This window comes from Streptomyces sp. NPDC034084 (genome assembly GCF_055575535.1).
Genome location: NZ_JBVISK010000003.1, coordinates 633,598 through 656,794, shown reverse-complemented (window position 1 = coordinate 656,794; position 23,197 = coordinate 633,598). Strand labels below are relative to the sequence as shown.

Here is a 23,197-nt window from a genome sequence, read left to right as displayed (position 1 = left end):
CGCGCCGGCCTCGGGTTCCGCCCCGGGGCCGGCGCTCTCATGGCGCCGACCGGCCGTCAGGGCGCACCGGCGGCGTCGGACGGCCGGACGGCGGGGGCGGGCCCGACGACGGTCAGCGGGATGCCCAGGCCCTCGCACATCCGGCGGGCGCGGGCGAGGGCGCTGAGTGACGCGGGCGAGGGGTCCGCGGTGGGCAGCTGCATCCTGACCAGGCGCGGCCGGTGTGCGAGGAGGAGGGTCTCGATCTGCAGCGCGGCCGCGGCGCGCGTGGGGACGTCCAGGTCGTGCAGGAGCGCCAGGTGCAGGACGCCCTCCTCGACCCGATGCCTGATGAGCATGGCTCCTCCTGCTTCGGATCCCGCCCCTTGCCGCAGGACGCTCGGCATCGTGAGAGCACGGCAGAGGGCGGCAGGGACATTATCGGTGCAAACGTCCCTCACCGGCAGTCGCAGCGCGTACGCCTGGTGGTTTCGGTGCCCCGGATGGCCGCGACGCAGCCCGTCCGATCCGTCCACGGTGGACACCGGCGCACTTTCACCATCCCTCGCGGACGGGGTACGGTGCCGTCCCGGTGCACTGATCGTCACGAGCGGAACGGCCCGGCCAAAGTGCACTCCGGGTCCCGCGTGGCATGCTCAGACGTATGGAGGGCGATTTCGTGGCCCCCGATGCACGTGAGGGTGCGGCACCCGAGGTGCTCGCTCTGGCCAAGGTCGTGGCACGGCTGCGGGCCGAGGTCGCGGACCTGGAGAGCAGCGCCGCGATGGCGGCTGTCCTCGAACGGGCCAAGGGCGTGGTGATGGCCGGGGCGGGTGGGTCGGCGGACGCCGCGTACCAGTTGTTGGTCGACCGTGCCGAGCAGCACCGGAGAACCCTCCTGGAGGAGTGCTGGATCACCCTGGGCCGTATCGGGGACGGCCACGCGCCGGCACCCGTGCTGCCCGCGCCGGTCGCCTCCGGGCTGCCCGAGCAGGATGATCCGTCGCCCTTCGACACCCTTCGTCCCGACGTCGGCCGTGCCCGGCCGGCCGGGCACGGCATGGCACTGGCACAGCTGGCCCGGGGGCTGACGGACGCGCGAACCGGGGACCATGTCGCGGAACTCCTCGTGGCGACTCTGGAGGAGCCGGCGGGCGTGAACGCGGTGTTGATCTATACCGTGGCGGCGGCCGGGAACCTGGAACTGGTCGGCAGCGCCGGCGTCGGCGAGTCGTTCGCCGAGCAGTGGAGCCGTATCCCGCCCCTCAGCGGTGTCGCCGCGCTGGAGGCCGTCGACGCGCAGGAAGCGGTCTGGCTCGAAGACATGGCGCGGGACGGCGCCCGGTACCTCCTGATCGGGGACCCGCCCGAGCGATGGCTCTCCCGTGCCTGGCTTCCGGTGCCGGGGCGCGTGCCGAGGACGACGGTCGTCGGTTTCTTCCGTGCCCGTCCCGGCCCCTTCGACGCCCGGACCCGGACGCTGCTGCGGCGGGCCGTCCGGCTGTGCGGCGGGCCCCTGCGGGAGGACCGGGGTCCGCTCGGATCCGAATCGCCCGAGACGGACGTCGCCGCCGTCCAGACGGTCTTCGACGCCCTGCCGGGGCCCGCGGTCCTGCTCACCCCGCTGCGGTCCGAGACCGGTGACGTCGAGGACTACCGGATCGACGCGGCCACGCCGGAGGCCGTCGACGTGGCCGGGCGTCGCGGCAAGGAGCTGGTGGGCCGCCGGATCCTGGAGACGTACCCGACCGTGGCGGGCACCGCCCTCTGGGACGGATATCTGGACACCCTGGTCACGGGGTCGGTCTATGAGGGTGAGCCGTTCACGTACGAGGAGGTGACCGCGGGGGTCCAGCAGGAGTCCGTGTACTCGGTCCGGGCTTCCCGGCTCGGTGAACGTCTCGTGGTCTCATGGATCCGCCACGACACGAGCGCGCGCGAGACGCGCCGGCTGGCCGACATGCAGCGCCTGGGAAACCTGGGCTGGGCCGGCTGGAACCTCGTCACGGAGACGATCACCTGGTCCGACCAGGTGTATGTGATCTTCGACCGCGACCCGGCCCTGGGCCCGCTGCGTCTGGAGGAACTGCCAGAGCATCCGGTGCCCGAGGACGTGCCGAGGCTCGGCACGGCCGTCCAGCGGCTTCTCGTCGACGGCCTGGCCATCGACGAGCCCTTCCGCATCACCACCGCGCACGGCGTACGGCATCTGCGGATCGTGGCCGAGGCGCAACGGGACGTGGACGGCGCCACCGTGGAGGTCCACGGCTTCTTCCAGGACCTCAGCGCGCAGAAGGGCGCCGAACTCGCCCTGCGCGACAGCGAACGCGAGAACCTCGTCCAGCGCGGCATGCTCAAGGCCGAACGGGCGCTGGGCGCCCGGCTCCAGGACACGCTGCTGCCGATCCCCGAGCAGTCGCTGGAGCTCGCGGGTCTGCGCGTCGACGTCGCCTATGTTCCCGCCGACCGCGGTCTGAACGTCGGGGGTGACTGGTACTCCGCGATCGAACTGCCCGACCAGAGCGCGCTGTTCGTCGTGGGCGACGTGGCCGGGCACGGTCTCGCGGCCGTCGGCACCATGGCGCAGCTCCGGTTCACCGCCAAGGGCATGACGATCACGGGATCCGGTCTTCCGGACGCCCTCCGCAGGCTCAACGCCCTCCTCCTCCACACGGCCCACGACGAGCGCGGCGCCACCGCGACCATGGTCATGGGGCGCTACGAGCCCCGGGACCACCGCCTGACCTGGGTCCGGGCGGGGCATCTGCCGCCGCTGCTGATCCGCGACGGCGAGGCGTGTTTCCTGCCCCAGCCCGAGGGCCCGCTCCTGGGCGCCTCGCACGAGTCCCGGTACGAGGAGTCCACGGTCCAGCTGCTCCCCGGGGACCATCTGCTGCTCTACACGGACGGCCTGGTGGAAGAGCCGGGAGAGGACCTCTCGGCGGGCCTCGCCCGGCTCGCCGCCAAGGCGCTGCGACTGGTGCGGGCGGGCGGTCACCCCCTGCTCGCCCGGACGCTCGCCGCGACGGGCGCGGGGCGCCGCGACGACATCTGCGTCCTCGACATCCACGTACCCGGCAGCCGGACCGAGGTGCCGCCCCGGGAGCCGTGACCGCGGCCCGGCCGTGCGCCGCTCACCCGCGGAGCGCCACGGCGGCGTGGTGGCCGTCCGGGACGGTGACGTCCCTCAGGAGCCAGCCGGGAGGCGCGGAGGGGACCGGGCCGGCGCCCACGTACTCGGCGGAGGGGTCGGCACCCAGGCCGATGCCGAGTCCTTTCAGATAGGCCTCCTTCCTCGTCCACACCCTGGCGAACGCGACCGGGCGGAGGACGGGGGGCGCGGCGGCGAGCTCCGCCGCCTCGGCGTGGTGGAGGACCTCCGAGGCCTCCGCGACCGTGTGCGCCGCCGGCACCCGTTCGACGTCCACCCCGACCGGGGTGGACGCGAGGGCGATCAGGCTCAGTCCCTCGCAGTGGGAGAGCGAGAAGTGCAGGCGCCCGTCGGGCAGTACGGGGCGCCCGTGCGGCTCGCCGCAGCAGGGGCAGGGCGCCCGGGCCACGGACACGGTGCGGGGCGCGATGCCCAGGTGGGCGCCGAGCAGTCGGCGCAGTCCGACGTGCGCGCACAGGTAGGTGGCACGGTCGCCGGACCGGCGGAACTCCTCGGCACGGGCCAGTTCGGTGGCGTCCAGGACGAGGGGCGCGTACCGGGTGACGGTGTCCTGGTGGGCGTCGGTGGCCACCAGCCACAGCTGGGGCCGTGCGGGGGGCAGGCCGGGCAGTCGTGGCAGGGCGGTGGTCAGGGGCGGGAGCGTGGTCGGGATCAGCGGGCCGGCCGGAGGAGCTGTCGGCGGCGCGGGAACCAGCGGGATCATGTCTGCCTCACACGGAAGTGGCGGTGGGCTCCGGTGCGGTACGGGTACGGGCCTCGGCGCGTGGCGTGGCGGCGGCCGCCCCACCGCGCAGGGCGACGGCCGCGGCGACCGGCGAGAGCAGGGCGAGGCCCGCGCACAGCAGCCAGGTCCCGGTCACGCCGAGGGTGAGCGAGACGGGGCTGAACAGGGCCAGGGACAGGGGCGCCGCGCCGATCCCGGAGAGCGCGAAGGTCGACATCGCGGCGCCCATCCGGCCCTCGGGAACGGCCTGCTGGTAGGCGGTGACCAGAGCCGGCCCGTTGAGTCCCGAGAGCAGGCCGACGGCGCCCGCCGTGCCGGCCAGGACGACGGGCGAGGGGACGAGGGCCATCGCGGCCATGCCGACCGCGAGGCCGACTCCGGTCACCACGAGCTTGGTGTGCGCCGGGATGCGGTGGGCGAGGGCCGCCCCCAGGGCGGCGGACGCCAGCGCCCCGGCGCCGAAGACGGCCAGGACCATGGCGACGGCCCCGACGCCCCAGCCCTCCTCGGCGGCCCGCAGGGGCAGGGCGACCTCGGCCGGCCACAGGAACGCCAGGTCCATGCAGAAGCAGGCGACGAACATCCACCGCAGGCGCGGGTGGGCGGCGAGGAGCCGGAAGCCGTCGCCGGAGCGGCGCAGCAGGGAGGGCCCCTGGGGCGCGCGCTCGGGCCGGGGCATGCCGTGGGTGACGTGGGCGGCGCAGGCCAGCCAGACGGCGCAGCCGACGGCTGCGGCGCTCATGGCGACGGGCAGGCCGCCGATCACGACCAGCCAGGCACCGAGGGGTGATCCGGCGATGGGGGCGAGCCGCAGCACCATGGAGAACAGGGAGTTGGCCCGGCCGAGCTGGTCCTGGGGGGCGAGGTGGGGCAGCAGGACGCCGGAGGCGGGGCCCGTGAGTCCGAGGAGGACGCCGTCGACGAGGGCGACGGCGATCAGCGGCCACAGACTCTCGGTGGTGGCGGTCACCACCGTTCCGGCCGCGAGGACGAGGACACGGACGCTCGTCGCGCGGAGCAGGACGGCGCGGGGGCCGAGCGCGTCGGCGAGCGCTCCGCCGAAGAGGAGCAGCAGGGCGCGCGGGAGGGTGGCGGCGAGGGTGACGTAGGTGACGGCTTCACGGCCGCCGAGCTGGACCGCCGTCCAGCTCATGGCGATCAGGAGCGCGAAGCTGCCCGCCTGGACGGCGGCCTGGCCGATGACGAGACTGCTGACGCGGCGCCAGTCGACGGCGGGATCTTTGCCTGCCGGTGCGCTGGTCGCGGGGGTCGTTCCCATGGGGTCGGCTTTCTGTGGTCGCGGGAGGGGGTGCCGGGAGAAGCGGTGGGAGGGACGGGGCGCGGCGAAGACCCCTCAGAGGGGTGGGCGGACGTGGATCCGGATGTCGGCGGATTCGCCGCGGAGGGTGGCGGCGACCGCCAGGGCGACCGCGCGGTCGGCGGCCCGGCGGACGGCGCGGCGCCGGCGCGTGCCGAAGAGGCCGGGCCGGGAGGTGACCTGGGCGGGGCTCCGGGGCGTACGGAGCTCGACGCGGCCGCCGAGGTAGCCGCGGCCCGCCTCGGCGAGGGCGCGCTGGGCCGTGCGCCGAGCCGTGGCGGCAAGGCCGGTCCCGTCGTGGGAGACCGCCACCGTGATGCCCGGGATCTCCCGGACGTCGAAGCAGGCGTGGACGGCGTGGACCGCGCGGTCTCCGCCGCGCCTCCGGTGCGCGGTCACGGTGTCGCTCCCGCCGGGTCGGTGACGCGGTCGGCGGGGTGGGCGTCGCCGTCGGGCCACCACAGGTCCTCGGGGCCCAGGTCGGCGACGGCGTACTTGCCCACCGCGGAGATGAGCAGCCGCAGTTCGAGGGCGATGCTGTCGGCGAGGCGCTCCAGACCGTGTTCGGGGTCCTCGTCGACGGCCACGAGGGCGGCGCGGCCGAGCCCGACGGCCGTGGCCCCCAGGGCGAGGGCGCGCACGGCCCGGCCGCCCTCCCACATGCCGCCGGTGGCGAGGAGGCAGCCGTCGGGGCGGCCGATGCGGCGCAGGCAGGCGGCGAGGGGCAGACCGACGTGGTCGAGGAAGACGCCGGGGGCCCAGCCGGTGCCGGCCTCGGCGCCGTCGACGGTGACGGCGTCCGCTCCGGCGGACCAGGCGGTGCGTGCGGCGTGGGCGATGTCGCGGCCCGGGTGGAACTTCACCCAGGTGCGGGCCTTGGGGAAGTTGTTCCGCATGAAGCGCAGCTGCTGGCGGAGGATCTCCTCGGTGAAGGTCCCGGGGGTGGCGCAGCGCAGCTGGCGCTCGCCGTCCGGGTCGAGGACCTTGCGGACGGCGAAGCGGCGGGCGAGCAGCTCGGCCTCCGCGCGGTCGACGACGGTCATCCCGCCGAGGCCGGGCTTGGCTCCCTGACCGGTCTTCAGCTCGAAGGCGAGCCGGCCGGTCTCCAGGAGGGGCCGGAAGGCGGGGTCGCTGTAGAGGAGGTTCCAGACCTCGGAGTCGGCGTCCTCGGTGGACTGCTGCACGACGACGCCGCCGGCCCCGCCGGGTGCGGCGTCGAGATAGGCCTCGACGCGGGCGAGGAGTGCGGAGCGGGTGGCGTCGCCGGTGCGACGGTAGCCGTGGACGGGGACCATGTTCTCCCCGATGACCATGGGGATGCCGAGGCGGGCGGCCTGCCGGCTCGCGTGGACGGCGAGGTCGCCGCTGCCGGCGCGGGTGGAACCGAAGGCGGACAGGTAGAGGGGCAGCCGGGCGGTGAAGCCGCCGACGCGGGAGCCGAGGTCGACGTCGGTGAACTCCGGTTCGCGGGCCAGGTCGATGAGCTTCTCGAGGCGCCGGGGCATGAAGACGGGCGGGACGATGCGCGCCCGGTCGAGGTCGTCGGCGGCCGTGGGCCCCGTACTCGGTCCGTACAGTCGTGTGCCGTACGTGGCGGGGTCGGGGAAGACCTCCGCGGTGCCGTTGCGGGCGCGGGCGCGGATCGCCCGCTCCGGGAAGCCGGGGGCGCCGAGGGCGGTCACGCGGCCACCACCCCGGGGAGCTTCGGGTAGGCGCTGACCTGCCACAGGGCGTCGAGGCCGGTGAGGAAGCGCACGAGTCGCTGGAGTCCCATGCCGAATCCGGCACTGGCCGGCATGCCGTCGCGGGCCTCCTTGAGGTACCAGGCGTACTTGGCGGGGTTCTCGCCGCTCTCCCGCATGCGGGTGACGATGGTGGCGTAGTCGGCCTCGCGCTCGCTGCCGGAGACGAGTTCGCCGTATCCGTGCGGGGCGATCAGGTCGAAGTTCCTCAGGACGCCGGGGCGTTCGGGGTCCTCCCGGTCGTAGAAGCCGCGGGAGCCCTTGGGGTAGTCGTTGACGAAGAAGGGGCGGTCGCTCTCCAGGGAGAGGATCCGCTCGCCGGCCCAGTCGATCTCGCCGTCGGGGTTCTGCGGGTGGCCGGCGGCGAGGAGACGGGCCACGGCGTCGTCGTGGGTGCGCACGTCGTACTTGCCGGCGCGGATGTCGGCGAAGTCTGCCTCCACGCGGCCGAGTTCACCGAGGATCCCGGGGACGGCGGTCCACACGTGCTCGGTGACATGGGTGAGGAGGCCCGCGGCGATCTCCTGGGCGTCCTCGCGGCTCGCGTCGGCGATCTCCACGTCGATCTGGTGGAACTCGACGAGGTGACGGCCGGTGGTCGCGGTCTCCTCGGGTTCCACGCGCACGTTGGGGGCGATGTAGAAGAGCCGGGGGAAGCCGCGCAGGGACGCCTGCTTGTAGAGGATGGCACTGGTCATCAGCTTGTACGGGTGGCCGTAGTAGTCGACGTCGAGGGCCTTGGCCCCGCGGCCTCCGGGGTCGGTGACGGGCCCGACGAGCGGGGGCAGCAGCTCGGTGAAGCCCTCGCCGCGCAGGAACTCCCTTGCGGCGTGGAGGGCTTCCTGCTGGACGAGCATGGCGGCGCGCAGCCGGGGCGAGCGGAGGTGTTCGCCCAGCGGGGGCGGTGCGGCGGGTACGCCGGCGGGCTGGTGCTGGTCCATGGCGGGGCTCCTGTTCGGGGTGGGCGGGAGTGGTCGGGCGGTGGGGCGCGCGGGAGATGCGGTGTTCGCGGGAGCGGGCCGCGCGTGCGGCCGGCGCAGGAGGCTCAGACGGTGAGCGGGGTGGCCGCGGGCCGGTCGTGGGCGCCGCCGCTGTCGCGGTGCCGCGGGTCGTCGTAGTGGTCGGCGACGTGGTGGAGGGCGGTGAGCAGGCCGCCCGAGGTGAGGGGCGCGGCGTCGGCCGCCGCGTCCGGGCGGATCGGCATGGCGCCGGTGCGTGCCCAGCGGAGCCGGCCCTCGGGGTCGACGAAGCCCAGGGAGCGGCCGGCGTTGTCGGGGTGGAGGCAGAAGGGCACGTCGAGCAGCCCGCGTGCGAACGCGGTCGGCAGCGCCCGGGACAGGTCGGGGTGGAGGCCCAGGACGGTCTCGATGAGGGTGCGGGCCTCCCGGTACACCTCGTCGTCCTCTCCGGCCCTGCGGTCGGGGGCCGGGGGCCCGGCGAGTGCCGCGGCCGCGGCGGCGGTCTCCAGGGCGCGGACGTTCTCCTCGACGGTCGGGATGCGGTGGGCCTCCGCGGTGGTCTTGACGATGAGGCGGCCGGCGCCGGAGCGCACGGCGAGCCGGGCCGAGGCCTCCAGGAGACGGGTGGCGCCCTGTTCGGTGCGCGGGAAGACGCCCATGTAGGTGTAGAGCACGACGTGGTGGTCCACGGCGTCGGGCAGGAACTCGGCGGCGAGTCGGTGCAAGGCGCGCAGGGCCTCCTCGTCCTGGGCCGGGTGGGTCTGCTGGGCGTAGCTGAGCGAGACGCTCCGCAGCCCGAACTGGGCGAAGAACAGGCACTCCAGGACGCTCGTGGCCACCAGCAGGCCGGGCGGGCAGAGCTGGCCGAGGAGGCAGCCCCCGAAGCTCTCCAGGTGGGGGACGGCTCCGGGACGTGCCCCCGTGGCGAGCAGTTCACAGGCGCGGGCCCACGCCGTGACGGACTCCCGGAGGGGGGTGCGGCCGTACGGCAGGCAGTAGGAGACGGGCCCGCCTTCGGTGGCGTCGAGGCCCGCCTCGGTGAGTGCCCGCACGATGGCCAGGGGGCGGGCCGAGCCGTGCCGGACCTGTACGGGGAAGTCCGCGTCGAACAGCCCGTCCAGGACGGTCCGGGTGGTGGCCGGGGAGTGCGCGGCGATCGGGTAGCCGTTGAGACGGCTGCCCTCGGCCACCGCGGCGCGGGCGGCGGCCAGGTCGCCGACGCGGGTGTAGCTGTCGACGGTCAGGGTGCCCGCGGTGTGGGCGGTGGCGGCCCTGGTCCGGGCGAGCCCGGCTCGCATGCGGCTGGGCTCGCCGAAACCCATGCGGGGCTGGACGACGAGCCGGCCGGCGGCCATGGAGGCCGCGACGAAGCCGCCGAAGTCGGGGGCCGGGGCGGTCAAGCCGGCACCCCCCTGCGGGAGCGGGCGGCGAGGAACGCGCGCAGGGCGTCCAGGTCCTCGCCGAGTACGGCGTCACAGCCGGCGTCGGTCAGCCGCGCCACGTCCGCTTCCTGGCGGTGCCCGACGACGCCGAGCTTGCCGCCGAGCACCACGGGGAGGCCGGTCAGGGCGGGTTCCGCGCGCAGCCCGCGGACGGCGGCGAGTCCGTCGCGGTAGCCGTGCCCGTTGACACTGCTGAGCACCACCGCGTCGGGGGCGTGTCGCAGACAGCCGGCGACCAGCAGCTCGGCGGGCACGCAGGGACCGAGCCCGACGACCTCGTGGCCCTGTTCCTCGAGGAAGAGACGGAGGTACACGAGATTCCACGTATGGGAATCCGATGCGGTTCCGCTCAGAAGTATCTTCATGGGTCGAGAATAGATTTCCGGGGACTCCGGAAGGGGAAGGAGGACCGGCAGCACGGACCGGCACTTTCATTCCGGAAATACCGGTTCCGCATCGCGTCGGCGGGGCACGGAAAAGCGCCGTGCCCCGCATCGGCTGCGGGGCACGGCGCTTCGGCCGGGCGGGGTCAGGCGTACTGGGCGACGAGGCTGCGCGGGCGGATGTCGGTCCAGTGGGCGGTGATGTACTCCAGGGCTTCGGCGCGGCCCCCGGCACCCCAGACGCTGGTCCAGCCCGCGGGGATGTCCGCGAAGGCCGGCCAGAGGGAGTGCTGGCCCTCGTCGTTCACGACGACGTGGAAGGTGCCCTCGGCGTTGTCGAACGGGTTGACGGACTCGCTCATGACTGGCTCCTCGTTTCTTCCTTCTGGAGCGCGGAGAGTTTCTCCGCGACTATTCTTCCGATTTTTTCGAGAGGTTCCGGTTCGGCCATCTGAAGGTGACCGCATTCGACGGTGTGATGCTCGATGACCCCTTCGGTGAAGGGAATCCAGGTGGCGGCGAGAGCACCTTCCGGCTCCCCCGGCCGACGGGCGGTGAAGAACACCGTGTCGGTGTCGGCGACGCCCGGCACGTGCCGCGCCATGAGGGCGGCGTGGGTTTCGGAGGCGCGGAGCACCGACCGGAGTTCGGCGTCGGAGAACCCGGCGAGGACGGGGTCCTCGCGGCGGATCGCCTCCATCGCCGCGGTGAGGTCCCCGGCCTCCGCCGGCCCGGCCGCCACCGTCCGCTCCTCGGCCGGGAGTACGGAGACGCTGCCCGGCCCGGTCTGGTGGACGTCCATGAGCGCGAGCAGTTCGACCCGCTCGCCGGCCTCGCGGAGCCGTACCGCCATGGCGTGGGCGACGAGACCGCCGTAGGACCAGCCGAGCAGGCGGTAGGGGCCCCAGGGCTGGACGTGCCGGATCTGCTCCAGGTAGTCGTCGGCCATCTCCTCGACACTGCGCGGCCGGTGGCCGGGCTCGCTCAGCGCACGGGCCTGGAGCGCGTACAGCGGCTGGTCGTCGCCCAGGTGACGGGCGAGCCCGGCGTAGGCCCAGCCGACGCCGGTGCCGGGGTGGACGCAGAACAGCGGTCGGCGGGTGCCGCGGGTGCTGAGCGGGAGCAGGACGCCCAGGGCGGCGGCCGTGCCGTCGCCTTCCTCGGGCAGTCCGAGGAGCCCGGCGGGGGTGGGCAGGCGGAACAGGTCGCGGACGGTGCGCTCGATGCCGAGGACGCCGCGGACGCGGTTGACCAGGCGGACGCCGAGCAGCGAGTGGCCGCCCAGGGCGAAGAAGTTGTCGTCGATGCCGACCCGGGGAACGCCGAGGACCTCGGCGAACAGGGTGCACAGCACCTCCTCGCGCGGGTTGCGGGGCTGCCGGCCGCCCTCGGCGGCGGCGGGGCGGTGCGGTGCGGGCAGCGCCGCGCGGTCGGGTTTTCCGTTGACGGTGAGCGGCAGGGCGTCGAGGACGACGACGGCGGACGGCACGAGGTGCTCGGGGAGCGTGGCGCGCGCCTCGGCGAGCATCTCGGCCTCGGTGACCGACGCGTCCGCGCGGGGGACGACGTAGCCGACGAGGCTCTTCTCGCCGGGTCGGTCCTCCCGGACCACGACGAGCGCCTGTCCGACCGAGGGGTGCCCGGCGAGGGCCCGTTCGACCTCCCCGGGTTCGATCCGTACGCCGCGCAGCTTGATCTGACCGTCCGCCCTTCCCAGGAACCGGAGTTCACCGGCGGGGGTCCAGAGCACGCGGTCGCCCGTGCGGTACATGCGGCTGCCGTCGCCCTCGAACGGGTCGGGGACGAACCGTTCGGCGGTCAGACCTGCCCGGCCGACGTAGCCGCGGGCCATGTGCGAACCGGCGATGTACAGCTCGCCGGGGACGCCCGGCGGGACCGGGCGCAGCGCGTCGTCGAGGACGTGGCTGCGGGTGTTGTCCATGGGCCGCCCGAGGTGGAGGCCGGCGCCCCGGAGGGCGCGTTCGCCTGTGCCGAACCACTGGTTGTGGGAGGCGAAGGTGGTTTCGGTGGGGCCGTAGGAGTGGACCAGGACGGTGTCGGGGCAGTGGGTGAGGACCCGTTGGACGGCGGCCGGGTTGGCGACGTCGCCGCCGGTCCACACCTCACGCAGGAGCCGCAGGGTGTCCAGGCCCTCGTCGGCCATGACGTGGAAGAGGCCGACGGTGAAGTAGGCGGTGGTGACGCCGTGTTCGCGGACGGCGCGCGCGGTCTCGGCCAGGTCGGTGCCGTCGCCCCGGGTGAGGACGAGGCTGCCGCCGTTGAGCAGCGGGACCCAGATCTCGAAGACGGAGGCGTCGAATCCGGTCGCCGAGTGGACCAGCATCCGGCACGGTCCGCCGGCGCGGACGTCGCGGTCGCGCGCGAGCTCCACGACGTTGCGGTGGGTGACGCCGACGCCCTTCGGCCGTCCCGTCGAACCGGACGTGAACATCACGTACATCAGGTCGTCACTGGTGGCGCGCGGCTCCTCGTCGTGAGGCTCTCCGGTGTCGGGCGCGTCCACGTCCAGCAGCGTCGGTACGGCTTCCCCGGCCCGCGCGGCGTGGTCCGCGTCGGTCGCCACCACCCGTACCCCGGCGTCCTCCAGCATCAGCCGGATCCTCGCCCCGGGAAGGCGCGGGTCCAGGGGGAGGTAGGCGGCGCCACACTTGAGGACCGCGAGGGCCGTCACCACCAGCGGCACACCGCGTTCGAGGAGGACGCCGACGGTGTCGCCGCGGCGCACTCCGGCAGTCCGGAGGCGGGCGGCCAGCGCGTCCGCCCGGGCGTCGAGCGCGCCGTAGCCGACGGCCTCCTCGTCGGTGATCAGGGCAGGGGCGTCGGGGGTGCGGGCGGCGCGCCGGGCGATCAGCCCGTGGATGGTCTCCGGGTCGCCGGGAACCACGGTGGCGGTGTCGTTGTACTCACTGACCAGCCGGAACCGGTCGGCCGGGGTCAACAGGTCCACGTCCCCGATCCGTACACCGGGATCGGCGGCCGCGGCCCGCAGGGTGTGCTCCAGATGGGCGGCGAGGAGCGCGGCGGTGGGGGCGTCGAACAGGTCCGTGGCGTACTCGAGGCCGCCGGCCATGCCGGCGGGCCGTCCGTCCGCGTCCCGCCGCTCCTCCAGGGCGAAGGTCAGGTCGAACTTGGTGGAGACGGTGTCGAGGAGCGCGGGTCCCCCCTCCTGGAAGAGGTTCTTCGCGGCGGCCGCCCCGGGGGCGTCGCGGGTGTAGTCGTGGTGGAGCTGGACGACGATCTGGGCCAGCGGGTGGTGGGCGGTGGTGCGGACGGGGTTGACATGCTCGACGACCCGGTCGAAGGGGAGTTCCTGGTGCCCGTACGCGGCGAGGTCGGTCTCCCGGACGCGTTCGAGGAGTTCCGCGAAGGTGGGGTCGCCTGAGGTGTCGGTGCGCAGCACGAGGGTGTTGACGAAGAAGCCGACCAGGTCGCCGAGGTTCTCGTCGTCGCGTCCGGCGGTCATGGTGGCGAGGGGCAGGTCGGTGCCGGCGCCGTGGCGGGTGAGGACGGCGGCCAGTGCGGCCTGGAGGACCATGAGGAGGGTGGCGCCGCCGCGCCGGGCCACGGCTTCGAGGGCCTGGTGGGTGGCGGCGTCGAGGCTGACGGGGGCGCGTCCGCCGCGGTGGGTGGCCTCGGCGGGGCGGGGGCGGGCGGAGGGCAGTTCGAGTACGGCGGGGGCGCCGGCGAGGGTCCGCTCCCAGAACTCGAGGTGGGCCGTGGCGGCCGGGCCGTCGATCAGGTCGCGCTGCCAGAGGGTGTAGTCGGCGTACTGGACGGGCAGCGGCGCCCAGCCGGGCTCGCGGCCCTCGGCGCGGGCACGGTAGGCGGTACCGAAGTCGGCGAGGAGGGGCCCGGTGGACCAGCCGTCGGCGGCGATGTGGTGGACGAGCAGGACCAGGACCTGGCCGCCGCCGTCGTCGGGGGTGAGGAGGGTGGCCCGCAGGGGCGTCTCCCCCGCCAGGTCGAAGACGTGTCCCGCGGCTTCGGCGACGGCGTCCTGGAGCAGCCCGGCGGGGACGCGCCTTACGTCGAGAGGGGGCCGGACGGTGGACAGGATCTCCTGGTGGGGTTCGCCGTCGACGGTCCGGTAGCGGGTGCGCAGCACCTCGTGCCGGTCGCAGAGGTCGGTGAGGGCCTCGGCCAGCGGGCCGGTCTCGAGGGTTTCCGCCGCCCTGAGGACGAGGGGGATGTTGTAGGAGGCGCTGGGGCCTTCGAGGGTGTCGATGAACCACAGTCTGCGCTGGGCGTACGAGAGGGGGACGCGTGCGGGCCGGTCCGCTCGCGGCACCGGGCGGGGGCGCGGCGCGGGCTCCCGAGGGCCGGGCTCGCCGTCGGCGTGCGGGGTGGTGGAGCGGGCGGCGATGCGCCGGGCGAGGGCGTCGGGGGTGGGGGCGAGGAGCAGGTCGCGGACCTGGACGTCGGCGCCGAGGCGGGCGCGGATCCGGTTGGCGAGGCGTACGCCGCTCATGGAGTGGCCGCCGATGGTGAAGAAGCCCTCGTGGGGGCCGACCCGGTCGAGCCCGAGGACCTCGGCGAAGAGCTCCCGCAGGGTGTCGGTGTGGGCGGCGGGGGGCTCCGAGCCGGCCTGCGGGGTCGCGGCCGCCGCGGTCTCGACGGCGCGGGCCCGCCGTTCGTCCAGGGCGCGCCGGGTCGCGGGGCCGACGAGGCCGGTGTCCGGCACGGGGGCCTCGGGGTGGTCGGCCGCGGCGCGCAGGGCGCGCTCCAGGGCGGTGAGCAGGATACGGGCGGTCCCCTCGTCGAGGACGTCGCGCGCGTACTCCAGGCCGCAGCGCAGTCCGGCGGGGGCGCCGTCGGCGTTCCGCAGCTCCTCGAAGGCGGCCGTGAGGTCGAACTTGGTGGTGGCCGGTCCTTCGCCGGCGAAGCGGCCTCCGATGGGGCCGAGACGGAAGGGACCGCCGTCGGGGCCCGTGGTGCGCAGGGTGAGCATCACCTGGAAGAGCGGGTGGAGGCCAGCGGTGCGGGGCGGGTTGAGGTGCTCCACGAGGAGGTCGAAGGGCAGGCGCTGGTGGGCGAGGGCCGCGAGGTCGGTGTCGCGGACCCGGTGCAGGAGGTCGGTGAAGGCGGGGTCGCCGGAGGTGTCGGTGGGCAGCACCAGCGTGTTGACGAAGAAGCCGACCAGCTCGTCGAGGGCCTCGTCGTCGCGTCCGGCGACGGGGGTGCCGACGGCGGTGCGCTCTCCGGCGCCGGAGGCGCGCAGGGCGAGCGCGAGCGCGGCCTGCACCACCATGAGCAGGCTGGCGTCGTGCTCCTCGGCGAGGCGGACGAGCCGTGCGTGGACGTCCGGTTCGACGGTGGTGGTGACCAGGCCGCCGTCGTGGTCACGGACGGCGGGCCGGGGCCGGTCGAGGGGCAGGTCGGTGGCGGCGGGCAGACCGTCCAGGGCGGCGGTCCAGTGGGCGAGGCCGCGGGCGATGACGGAGTCGGGGTCGCCGGCGTCGCCGAGGAGGTCGTTCTGCCAGAGCGTGTAGTCGGCGTACTGGACGGGCAGCGGCTCCCGGTCGGGCGCGCGGCCCTCGGCGCGGGCGGTGTAGGCGTGGGCGAGGTCGGTCATCAGCGGCTCGAGGGACCAGCCGTCGCCGGCGACGTGGTGGAGCAGGACGGCCAGGGTGGCGCCGGGCCCTTCGTCCGACAGGAACAGGGCGACGCGCAGCGGGAGTTCGCGGGCCAGGTCGAACGTCTCGGCGGTGAACCGGGCGACCCGCGTGCCGAGCTCCCCCGCCGGGCATTCGACGGTCCGCAGCCGGACGGCGGTGGGGGCGAGGACGTGCGCGTACGGCTCGTCCTCGGGCGCCAGGAAGACGGTGCGGAGCACCTCGTGCCGTTCGGCGACGTCGGCCACGGCGGCGGCGAGCGCGGCCCGGTCGGGGGCCGTCTCCAGGTGGAGGACGATCGGCATGTTGTAGGCCGCGGACGGTCCGTCGAGCTGGCCGACCAGCCACAGCCGGCGCTGGGCGTGGGAGAGGGGGACGCGGTCCTCGGCGGGCAGGGGTTCCTCGTCGACGACGGGCAGGCGCGGGTCGGCCGTGCGCAGCGCCTTGCGGTTGATCTTTCCGGAGCTGGTACGGGGCAGGGCGACGACGATCGAGACGGCGGGCACGGCGGCGGCCGGCATGCGCGCGCGTACCCAGTCGCGCAGCTCCTCCGCGCCGGTGCCGCCCTCGGTCACCACGAAGGCGACGAGGCGCTTGACGCCGTCGCCGTCCTGCTGGGCGACGACGGCGGCCTCCCGGACCGCCGGGTGGCCGGCGAGGACGGAGTCGACGGCGGCGGGGTCGATGCGCTGGCCGCCGATCTTCACCTCGTCGTCGAGCCGGCCGTGGTACAGGATCTGCCGGTCCTCGCCGATGGTGACGAGGTCACCGGTGCGGTAGGCGCGTTCACCGTCGAGCTCCGTGAAGCGGCGTGCGTTCAGTTCGGGCCGGTGGAGGTAGCCGCGGGTCAGGCCGCCGCCGAGCAGCCACAGTTCGCCGCCGACGACGGCGGCGCGGACACCGGGCAGCGGCCGGCCGATGGGGATGGGCCCGGACTCGTGGCGGCTCAGGTCGGCCACGGTGGCGACGACGGTGGTCTCGGTGGGGCCGTAGCCGTTGAGGAGGCGGATCCGGTCGCCGACGAGGCCGCGCCACTGGGCGACGCGCTCCGGCAGGGCGGCCTCGCCGTAGATCATCACGGTGCGCAGGGTGTCGGGAAGGCGGACGGAGCCCGTGGTGAGGACGTACACGAGCTCGTGCCAGTAGGCGGCGGGCAGGTCGAGATAGGTGACGCCGTGCCGGGCGCAGCCCGCGAGGAGTTCGGCGACGTCGAGCATGTCGTCGGTGCGCAGGACGAGGGTGCCGCCGGCGCCGAGGGTCGCGAAGATCTCCTGGATGCTGGCGTCGAAGTGCAGCGGGCTGAACTGGAGGACCGCGTCGTCCGGCCCGATGCCGTAGGCCGGGGTGGCGCCGGCGACGAAGTGGGCGAGGGAGTCGTGGGCGACGACCACGCCGTTCGGGGTGCCGGTGGAGCCGGAGGTGTAGATGACGTACGCCGCGCCTTCCTCCGCTCCCGGGCCGCCGAGGACGAGTTCGCCGTGGCGGGCCACGTCGGCGGGGGCGGGGGCCAGGTCACCGCAGGCGTCCTTGAGGATCGCCTCGTTGCGGGCGTCGGGGGCCTGGACGTCGAGGGGCAGGTAGGCGGCGCCGGTGGTCAGGACGGCGAGGAGGCCGACGATCGCGGCGACGCCGCGGGGCCGGTGGAGGGCGACCAGGCGGCCGGGGCCCGCGCCCTGGGCGGTGAGCTCCCGGGCCCGGTCCCGTACGGCGGCGTCGAGCTCGGCGTAGGTCAGGCGGGTGTCGGCGTGGACCAGGGCGGGGGCGTCGGGCCGGGTGCGCGTCTGGTGGGCGATCAGGTCGAGGACGGGCGGCGCGGGGGCGGGAGAGGGTCCGCCGTCGAGCAGGTCTTCCGTTCTGCTGGGGGGCATGCTGAGTTCCTCCGGTATAGGGCCGAGAGACCGGGGCGAACGGTTCCTCTCGCCTCCGTGCCCTTCACGCTAGGCGCGGGGTCCTGCCGGGCGGGGCAGTCGGCCCGGCAGCTCGGATCGGCAGAACGCCAGCACGAGGGGCTGCCGGTGCGGGGGCCCGCTCATGGAACGCCCCGGCCGGGGCGGCGCCCCCGCCCGTATGGGCAGTCGTCCCGCTGGGCGGGAGGGTGGGCACACGGGACGGCGCCCCTGGCGGCGCCTCCGCCTTCCGAGCCCGGACCCGCACCACCGGGTACGTCGCGGCCGCGGTGCGGGTTCAGGCGCGGAGGCCCAGGCACGGCAAGGAGCGCCGTCGTTGTGCCCGCTCGAGCAGGGGGGCACCCATCGCTCCGGCCGAACGACTGCCCACAACGGGGTCGGCGGCGCCGCCCGTCGCGCCGCCGGGCTCGGTTGGCTTCAGAGGGGGCGGCGGGTGCCGGCCGTTGTGCGGCGGCGCAGGGCCGGGGCCGCACTCCCGGCGGGCACGGGACCGGCGTCGCCCAGGCGGCGTGCCAGGCCCGCCGCCGTCGGGTTGCGGAAGACGTCCCGCAGCGTCAGGTCCTGGCCGAATTCCGCGCGGATCCGGTTGAGGAGCCGGACCGCCAGCAGGGAGTGCCCACCCGACTTGAAGAAGTTGTCGTCCCGGCCGACGGGGCGGCCGCCGAGCACGTCCCGGAAGACCGCGAGGAGGCGCTCCTCCCGCCCGTCCGGGCGGACCCGCGGCTCCGCCTCGGGCAGGACGTCGGCGGGCTCGCCGGCCGCGGGCAGCCGGGGCACGACGACGACGCGCGCCGGGATCAGGTACTCGGGCAGTCGCTCGCCCGCCCAGGCGCGCAGCGCCGCCCCGTCGGCACCACCGGGCGCACAGGTCACATGGGCGTACAGCCGGTCCTCGCGGACGGTGACGGCCGCACCGGTCACGTCGGGGTGCCGGCCGAGCACGTCCTCGACGTGGCCCGGCTCCACCGGGTAGCCCCCGACGGTGAGCGTGGCCACGGGCCGCAGACGCCCGTCGGCGTCGGCGTAGGCCCGGCGGCCGGTGGCGCGCAGACCGCCGCCGGGTGTCCGCTCGTGGACTTCGCCGGGCACCCGTATCGGCGCGGGGCGCCCCCGCTCGTCCAGGACGATGTCCCGGCCGGAGGGTGCCCCCGGGCCGTGCGACGTGCCGGACAGCACGGTCCCGGGGTCGGCGGCGACGGCGTCGAGGGTCTCGGTCAGCCGCCGGGCGAGGAGAGCGGCGGTGTCCGCGTCGTAGAGCGCGGTGGCGTACTCCAGGGCGCCCCGGAGGCCGGCGGGCGCACCGTCCGCGTCCACCAGTTCGGTGAGCGCGAAGGTGAGGTCGGACTTGGCGCCCACCGCGCTGAACGCGACCGGTTCACCGTCGAGGACGGACGGGGAGGGGGACGTCCCGGTCCCGGCGGCCGCCGCGTGCACCTGGAGCATCACCTGGACGAGCGGGGCGTGCGCGGCGGAGCGGTGCGGGCTGAGGTGCTCGACGAGGCGGTCGAAGGGCAGGTCCTGGTAGCTGTACGCGGCGAGCCCGGACTCGCGGACCCGGCGCACCAGCTCGGTGAAGTCGGGGTCGCCGGAGGTGTCGGTGCGCAGGACCAGGGTGTTGACGAAGAAGCCGACGAGCGGGTGCAGGGCGTCGTCCGCGCGGCCCGCCACGGTGGTGCCGATCGCGAGGTCGGTGCCCGCGCCGTGCCGCGTGAGGAGGGCGGCGAGGGCGGCCTGCACGACCATGAAGAGGGTGGCGCCGCTGCCCCGGGCGCAGCGCAGCAGGGCACGGTGGGTGGCGGCGCTCACCTCGAAGGGGGTGAGGGCGCCGGCTCCGTCGCTCTCGGCGGGGCGCGGCCGGTCGGTGGGCAGGGCGAGGAGAGGCGGCAGGCCGTCGAGGGCCTCGCGCCAGTGGGCCAGTTGTTCGCCCGCGACCCCGTGCTCGCCGTCGAGCAGGTCGTGCTGCCAGAGGGTGTAGTCGGTGTACTGGACGGGCAGCGGCTCCCCGTCGGGCGCGCGGCCCTCGGAGCGGGCGCGGTAGGCGGTGTCCAGGTCGGCGAGCAGGCAGTTCGTCGACCAGCCGTCGCCGGCGATGTGGTGGACGAGGAGCACCATCACCTGGTCGCCGGCGCTGTCCGTCACCAGCCAGGCCCGGAAGGGGATCTCGGCGGCCAGGTCGAAGACATGTCCGGCGGCCGCGTCGACGGCCGCGCGCAGGGCGTCCGGGCCGTCGGCCGTGACCTGCTGGAGCACGGGCGCCGCACCGGTCAGCACGTGCTGGTACGGCTCGCCGTCCGCCGTCCGGTAGACGGTGCGCAGGATCTCGTGGCGGTCGGCGACGTCCGCGAGGGCGGCGGCCAGGACGGCGGGCTCGACGGGGCGGTGGAGCCTGGTCACCACGGGGATGTTGTACGTGGCGCTGGGGCCTTCGAGCCGGTTGAGGAACCAGAGCCGGAGCTGGGCGGCGGACAGCGGGACGCGTGCGGGGCGCAGGGCTTCGGGGACGGGCCGCAGCGGAGGACGGGCGGGGCCGTCGCCGCGCTCGTCGAGACGGTGGAGCAGCTGCCGGGGCGTGGGGGCGAGGAAGACGTCACGTATCGCGGCCTGGAGCCCGAGGGCGCCCCGGATGCGGTTGGTGAGCTTGCCGGCGAGCAGGGAGTGCCCGCCGAGCTTGAAGAAGTTGTCCCCGGGCCGCACCTCGTCCCGGTCGAGGACCTCGGCGAACAGGCCGCGGAGGATCTCCTCGCGGGGGTCTGCCGGGGGAAGTGCCGCCGTCCCCCGGTCGCCCCGTGTGGCGCGCCTCCGCTCGTCGAGAGCGAGAGCGCGGGTGTGCGCGAGCGCGTCGTGTCGGCGGTCGAGCCCCTGGCGCTCCTCGCCGGTGAGCAGCTCGATCCCGCTCAGCGGGGTGTCGCCGGTCCGCTCGGCGACGGTGGTCAGGGCGCGCCGGAAGAGGGAGAGGAGAAGTCGCGCGGTGTCCTCGTCGTACAGGTCCGTCGCGTACTGGAGTCCGAGGAGCACTCCCCCGGGTTCGCCGCCGGTGTCGTGGGTCTCGACGCAGTGGAAGGCGAGGTCGAACTTGGCTCCGGCGAGGTCGGCACCGTCCGTCACGCCGGTGATGCCGCCGAGGCGGACGGCCGTGTCCCCCGCGGACTGCGCGGTCTGCGCGCTGACCATCACCTGGAAGAAGGGGTGCCTGCCGAGGGAACGTTCGGGGTTGAGGTCCTCGACCAGGAGGTCGAACGGCAGATCGTCGTGGGCGAAGGCCGCGAGGTCGCCGTCCCGCACGCGCCGGACGAGTTCGGCGAGGGTGGGGTCGCCGGAGAGGTCGGTGCGCAGGGCGAGGGTGTTCACGAAGAAGCCGACGAGCTCGTGCAGGTCCTCCTCGGGCCGGCCCGCCACCGCCGTGCCCACGACCACGTCGTCACCCGCGCCCGCCGCCCGCAGGGCGAGGGCCAGGGCGGCCCGGACGACCATGAAGAACGTGACCCGGCGGCTCCTGGCGACTCCCGCGAGCGCCTTGTGGACCGCGGCGTCCAGCTCACCCGTCACCACCGCGCCCCGATGGCTGGGTTCCGTGGGCCGTGGCCGGTCGGCGGGCAGCCGGGTCTCGGCCGGGATCCCGTCCAGGGCTTTGCGCCAGTACGCCAGCTGGTCGTCACGGATGCCGTGTTCGCCGTCGAGGAGTTCGCGCTGCCAGAGGGTGTAGTCGGTGTACTGGACGGGCAGCGGCTCCCAGTCGGGGGCGCGGCCCTCGGAGCGGGCGCGGTAGGCGCTGTCGAGGTCGGCGAGCAGGGAGCCCACCGACCAGCCGTCGGTCGCGATGTGATGGACCGAGAGAACGAGCACCGCCGTACCGTCCGCGACCTTGAACACCTTGACGCGGAGGGGAAGTTCGGTCGTCACGTCGAGCGGGATCCCGGCGAAGCCGGTCGCCCGCGCCCGCGCTTCCTCGCGCGTGGCGCACTCCTCGGCCTCGACCCGTACGTCCGGAGCGTCGACGACGCGCTGGTACGGCTCCCCGTCCCGTACGGGACAGATCGTCCGCAGCACCTCGTGGCGGTGGACCACGTCCCGTACGGCCGCCTCCAGGACGGCCGTCTCGGGGTGGGCGTCGAGGCTGAGCACCATGGGTGCGTTGTACGCCGGGGAGGAGCCTTCGAGCCGGTTGAGGAACCACAGCCGGCGCTGGGCGTACGACAGGGGGAGCGGGTCGGGGCGGTGTCCGGCCGGTACCGGCCGCAGGGCGGGGCGGCGGGGGCCGTCGCCGCGTCCCGCGAGGCGGCGGAGGAGTTGGCGGGGGGTCGGGGCGAGGAAGACGTCACGGATCGCGGCCTGGAGCCCGAGGGCGCCCCGGATGCGGTTGGTGAGCTTGCCGGCGAGCAGGGAGTGGCCGCCGAGTTTGAAGAAGTTGTCGCCGGAGCGGACGCCGTCCCGGTCCAGGATCTCCGCGAAGAGGCCGTTCAGGATCTCCTCGCGGGGGTCCTCCACGGTGCGGGAGCCGGTGCGCCCGCTCTCGCGCTCCTCGTGCCTGCCGGCGGTGCGGGCCCGTGCCGCCTCGGAGAGGGCCCGGTGGCGGCGGTCGAGGGCGGTGCGCTCCTCGTCCGTGACGAGGTGGATCCGGCTGAGAGGGGTGCTCTCCCCTTCTTCGGCGATGGCCCTCAGGGCGCGCTGGAACAGTGCGAGCAGGAGCCGGGCGGTGTCCTCGTCGTACAGGTCCGTCGCGTACTGGAGCCCGAGGAGCAGCCCGCCGGGTTCGCCTCCGGCGTCGGGCGTCTCCTGGCAGTGGAAGCTCAGGTCGAACTTGGCGGTGGCGAGGTCCGCGTCGTCGAGGACGGCGGGGACGGGACCGAGCCGGACGGTCCGGTCCTGCTGCCGGGGCTGCGCGCTCAGCATGACCTGGAAGAACGGGTGGCGCCCTAGGGAGCGCTCCGGGTTGAGGTCCTCGACGAGGAGGTCGAAGGGCAGGTCCTCGTGTGCGAACGCGGCGAGGTCCGTCTCGCGGACGCGGTCCACGAGCGCGCCGAGCCCGGGGTCTCCCGAGAGGTCGGTGCGCAGGGCCAGGGTGTTCACGAAGAACCCGACGAGCTCGTGCAGGTCCTCCTCGGGCCGGCCCGCCACCGCCGTGCCCACGACCACGTCGTCACCCGCGCCCGCCGCCCGCAGGGCGAGGGCCAGGGCGGCCCGGGCCACCATGAAGAGCGTCCCGCGCCGGGCGCGCGCGACGGCGGCGAGGGCCCGGTGGGTGCCGGCGTCCAGCTCCGCCGCGACGACGGCGCCCCGGTGACTGGGCTCCGTGGGCCGGGGCCGGTCGGCGGGCAGCCGTGTCTCCGCCGGGATGCCGGCCAAGGCCTCGCGCCAGTGCGCGAGTTGCTCGTGGGCGGTGCTCTCGGGGTCCTCGGGGTCACCGAGCATGTCCCGCTGCCACAGGGCGTAGTCCGCGTACTGGACGGGGAGCGGTTCCCGGTCGGGGGCGTGACCTCCGGCGCGGGCGCGATAGGCGGTGTCGAGGTCGGCGAGCAGGCAGCTCACCGACCAGCCGTCCGTGGCGATGTGGTGCAGGAGGAGCACCAGGACGGCCGTCCCGTCGTCGACCTTGAACAGCCGCACTTGGAGGGGAAGTTCGCGAGTCACGTCCACGGGGAGCCGGGCGAACGCCGTCGCCCGGGCCTCCACGTCCTCACCCGCGCCGCACTCCTCCACCTCGAAGCGTACGTCGGCGGCGTCGAGGATCTTCTGGTACGGCTCCTCGTCCCGGGCCGGGTACACGGTCCGGAGCACCTCGTGCCGCTCCACCACGTCCCGTACCGCCGCCTCGAGGGTCGCCGGGTCGGGCATCGATCCCAGCCGGAGCACCACGGGCGCGTTGTAGGCCGGGGAGGAGCCCTCGAGCCGGTTCTGGAACCACAGGCGGCGCTGGGCGTAGGACAGGGGGATCACGGTT

12 protein-coding genes are annotated in these 23,197 nt (G+C 74.9%); 1 reads left to right on the top strand and 11 read right to left on the bottom strand.

The window, feature by feature from the left end; genetic code table 11:
• Positions 1 to 56: 56 nt before the first annotated feature.
• Complete coding sequence (locus ACZ51I_RS13850) at positions 57 to 338, bottom strand: hypothetical protein (protein ID WP_468875108.1); 282 nt, start codon at positions 336 to 338, stop codon at positions 57 to 59.
• Positions 339 to 658: 320 nt separating this feature from the next.
• Between ACZ51I_RS13850 and ACZ51I_RS13845 the strand changes: the two genes are divergently transcribed.
• The gene (locus tag ACZ51I_RS13845) at positions 659 to 3,091 is read left to right on the top strand and encodes a SpoIIE family protein phosphatase (RefSeq protein ID WP_468875106.1); all 2,433 of its coding nucleotides are present in this window, start codon (positions 659 to 661) and stop codon (positions 3,089 to 3,091) included.
• Positions 3,092 to 3,113: 22 nt separating this feature from the next.
• Here ACZ51I_RS13845 and ACZ51I_RS13840 read toward each other — a convergent pair whose 3' ends face one another.
• From ACZ51I_RS13840 to ACZ51I_RS13795, 10 genes are all read right to left on the bottom strand, one after another.
• Positions 3,114 to 3,854 carry a 4'-phosphopantetheinyl transferase family protein gene (locus ACZ51I_RS13840; protein ID WP_468875104.1) on the bottom strand — a complete coding sequence of 247 codons (741 nt, stop codon included), beginning with the start codon at positions 3,852 to 3,854 and terminating at the stop codon, positions 3,114 to 3,116.
• Positions 3,855 to 3,861: 7 nt separating this feature from the next.
• Positions 3,862 to 5,154: an MFS transporter gene (locus ACZ51I_RS13835; RefSeq protein ID WP_468875102.1), complete on the bottom strand. Its 1,293-nt coding sequence runs from the start codon at positions 5,152 to 5,154 to the stop codon at positions 3,862 to 3,864.
• Positions 5,155 to 5,229: 75 nt separating this feature from the next.
• The gene (locus ACZ51I_RS13830; protein ID WP_468875099.1) at positions 5,230 to 5,592 is read right to left on the bottom strand and encodes a hypothetical protein; all 363 of its coding nucleotides are present in this window, start codon (positions 5,590 to 5,592) and stop codon (positions 5,230 to 5,232) included.
• Complete coding sequence (locus tag ACZ51I_RS13825; RefSeq protein ID WP_468875097.1) at positions 5,589 to 6,875, bottom strand: glutamate synthase-related protein; 1,287 nt, start codon at positions 6,873 to 6,875, stop codon at positions 5,589 to 5,591. Before ACZ51I_RS13825 ends, ACZ51I_RS13830 begins: the two co-directional genes overlap by 4 nt.
• Positions 6,872 to 7,876 carry an asparagine synthetase A gene (locus ACZ51I_RS13820; protein ID WP_468875094.1) on the bottom strand — a complete coding sequence of 335 codons (1,005 nt, stop codon included), beginning with the start codon at positions 7,874 to 7,876 and terminating at the stop codon, positions 6,872 to 6,874. Before ACZ51I_RS13820 ends, ACZ51I_RS13825 begins: the two co-directional genes overlap by 4 nt.
• A gap of 104 nt (positions 7,877 to 7,980) precedes the next feature.
• Positions 7,981 to 9,294, bottom strand: coding sequence for a methylaspartate mutase (locus ACZ51I_RS13815; RefSeq protein WP_468875092.1), 1,314 nt, complete (start codon positions 9,292 to 9,294; stop codon positions 7,981 to 7,983).
• On the bottom strand, positions 9,291 to 9,701 hold the full coding sequence (locus ACZ51I_RS13810) for a cobalamin B12-binding domain-containing protein (protein WP_468875089.1): 411 nt from the start codon (positions 9,699 to 9,701) through the stop codon (positions 9,291 to 9,293). The genes ACZ51I_RS13815 and ACZ51I_RS13810 overlap by 4 nt, the downstream gene beginning before the upstream one ends.
• Before the next feature lie 164 nt (positions 9,702 to 9,865).
• The gene (locus ACZ51I_RS13805; protein ID WP_468875087.1) at positions 9,866 to 10,081 is read right to left on the bottom strand and encodes an MbtH family protein; all 216 of its coding nucleotides are present in this window, start codon (positions 10,079 to 10,081) and stop codon (positions 9,866 to 9,868) included.
• A complete protein-coding gene (locus ACZ51I_RS13800) occupies positions 10,078 to 17,220 on the bottom strand; it encodes an amino acid adenylation domain-containing protein (protein ID WP_468875085.1) in 7,143 nt (2,380 codons plus the stop codon). The genes ACZ51I_RS13805 and ACZ51I_RS13800 overlap by 4 nt, the downstream gene beginning before the upstream one ends.
• A 456-nt stretch (positions 17,221 to 17,676) precedes the next feature.
• Positions 17,677 to 23,193, bottom strand: a complete 5,517-nt coding sequence (locus ACZ51I_RS13795) for a condensation domain-containing protein (RefSeq protein ID WP_468875083.1) — start codon at positions 23,191 to 23,193, stop codon at positions 17,677 to 17,679.
• Positions 23,194 to 23,197 lie beyond the last annotated feature (4 nt).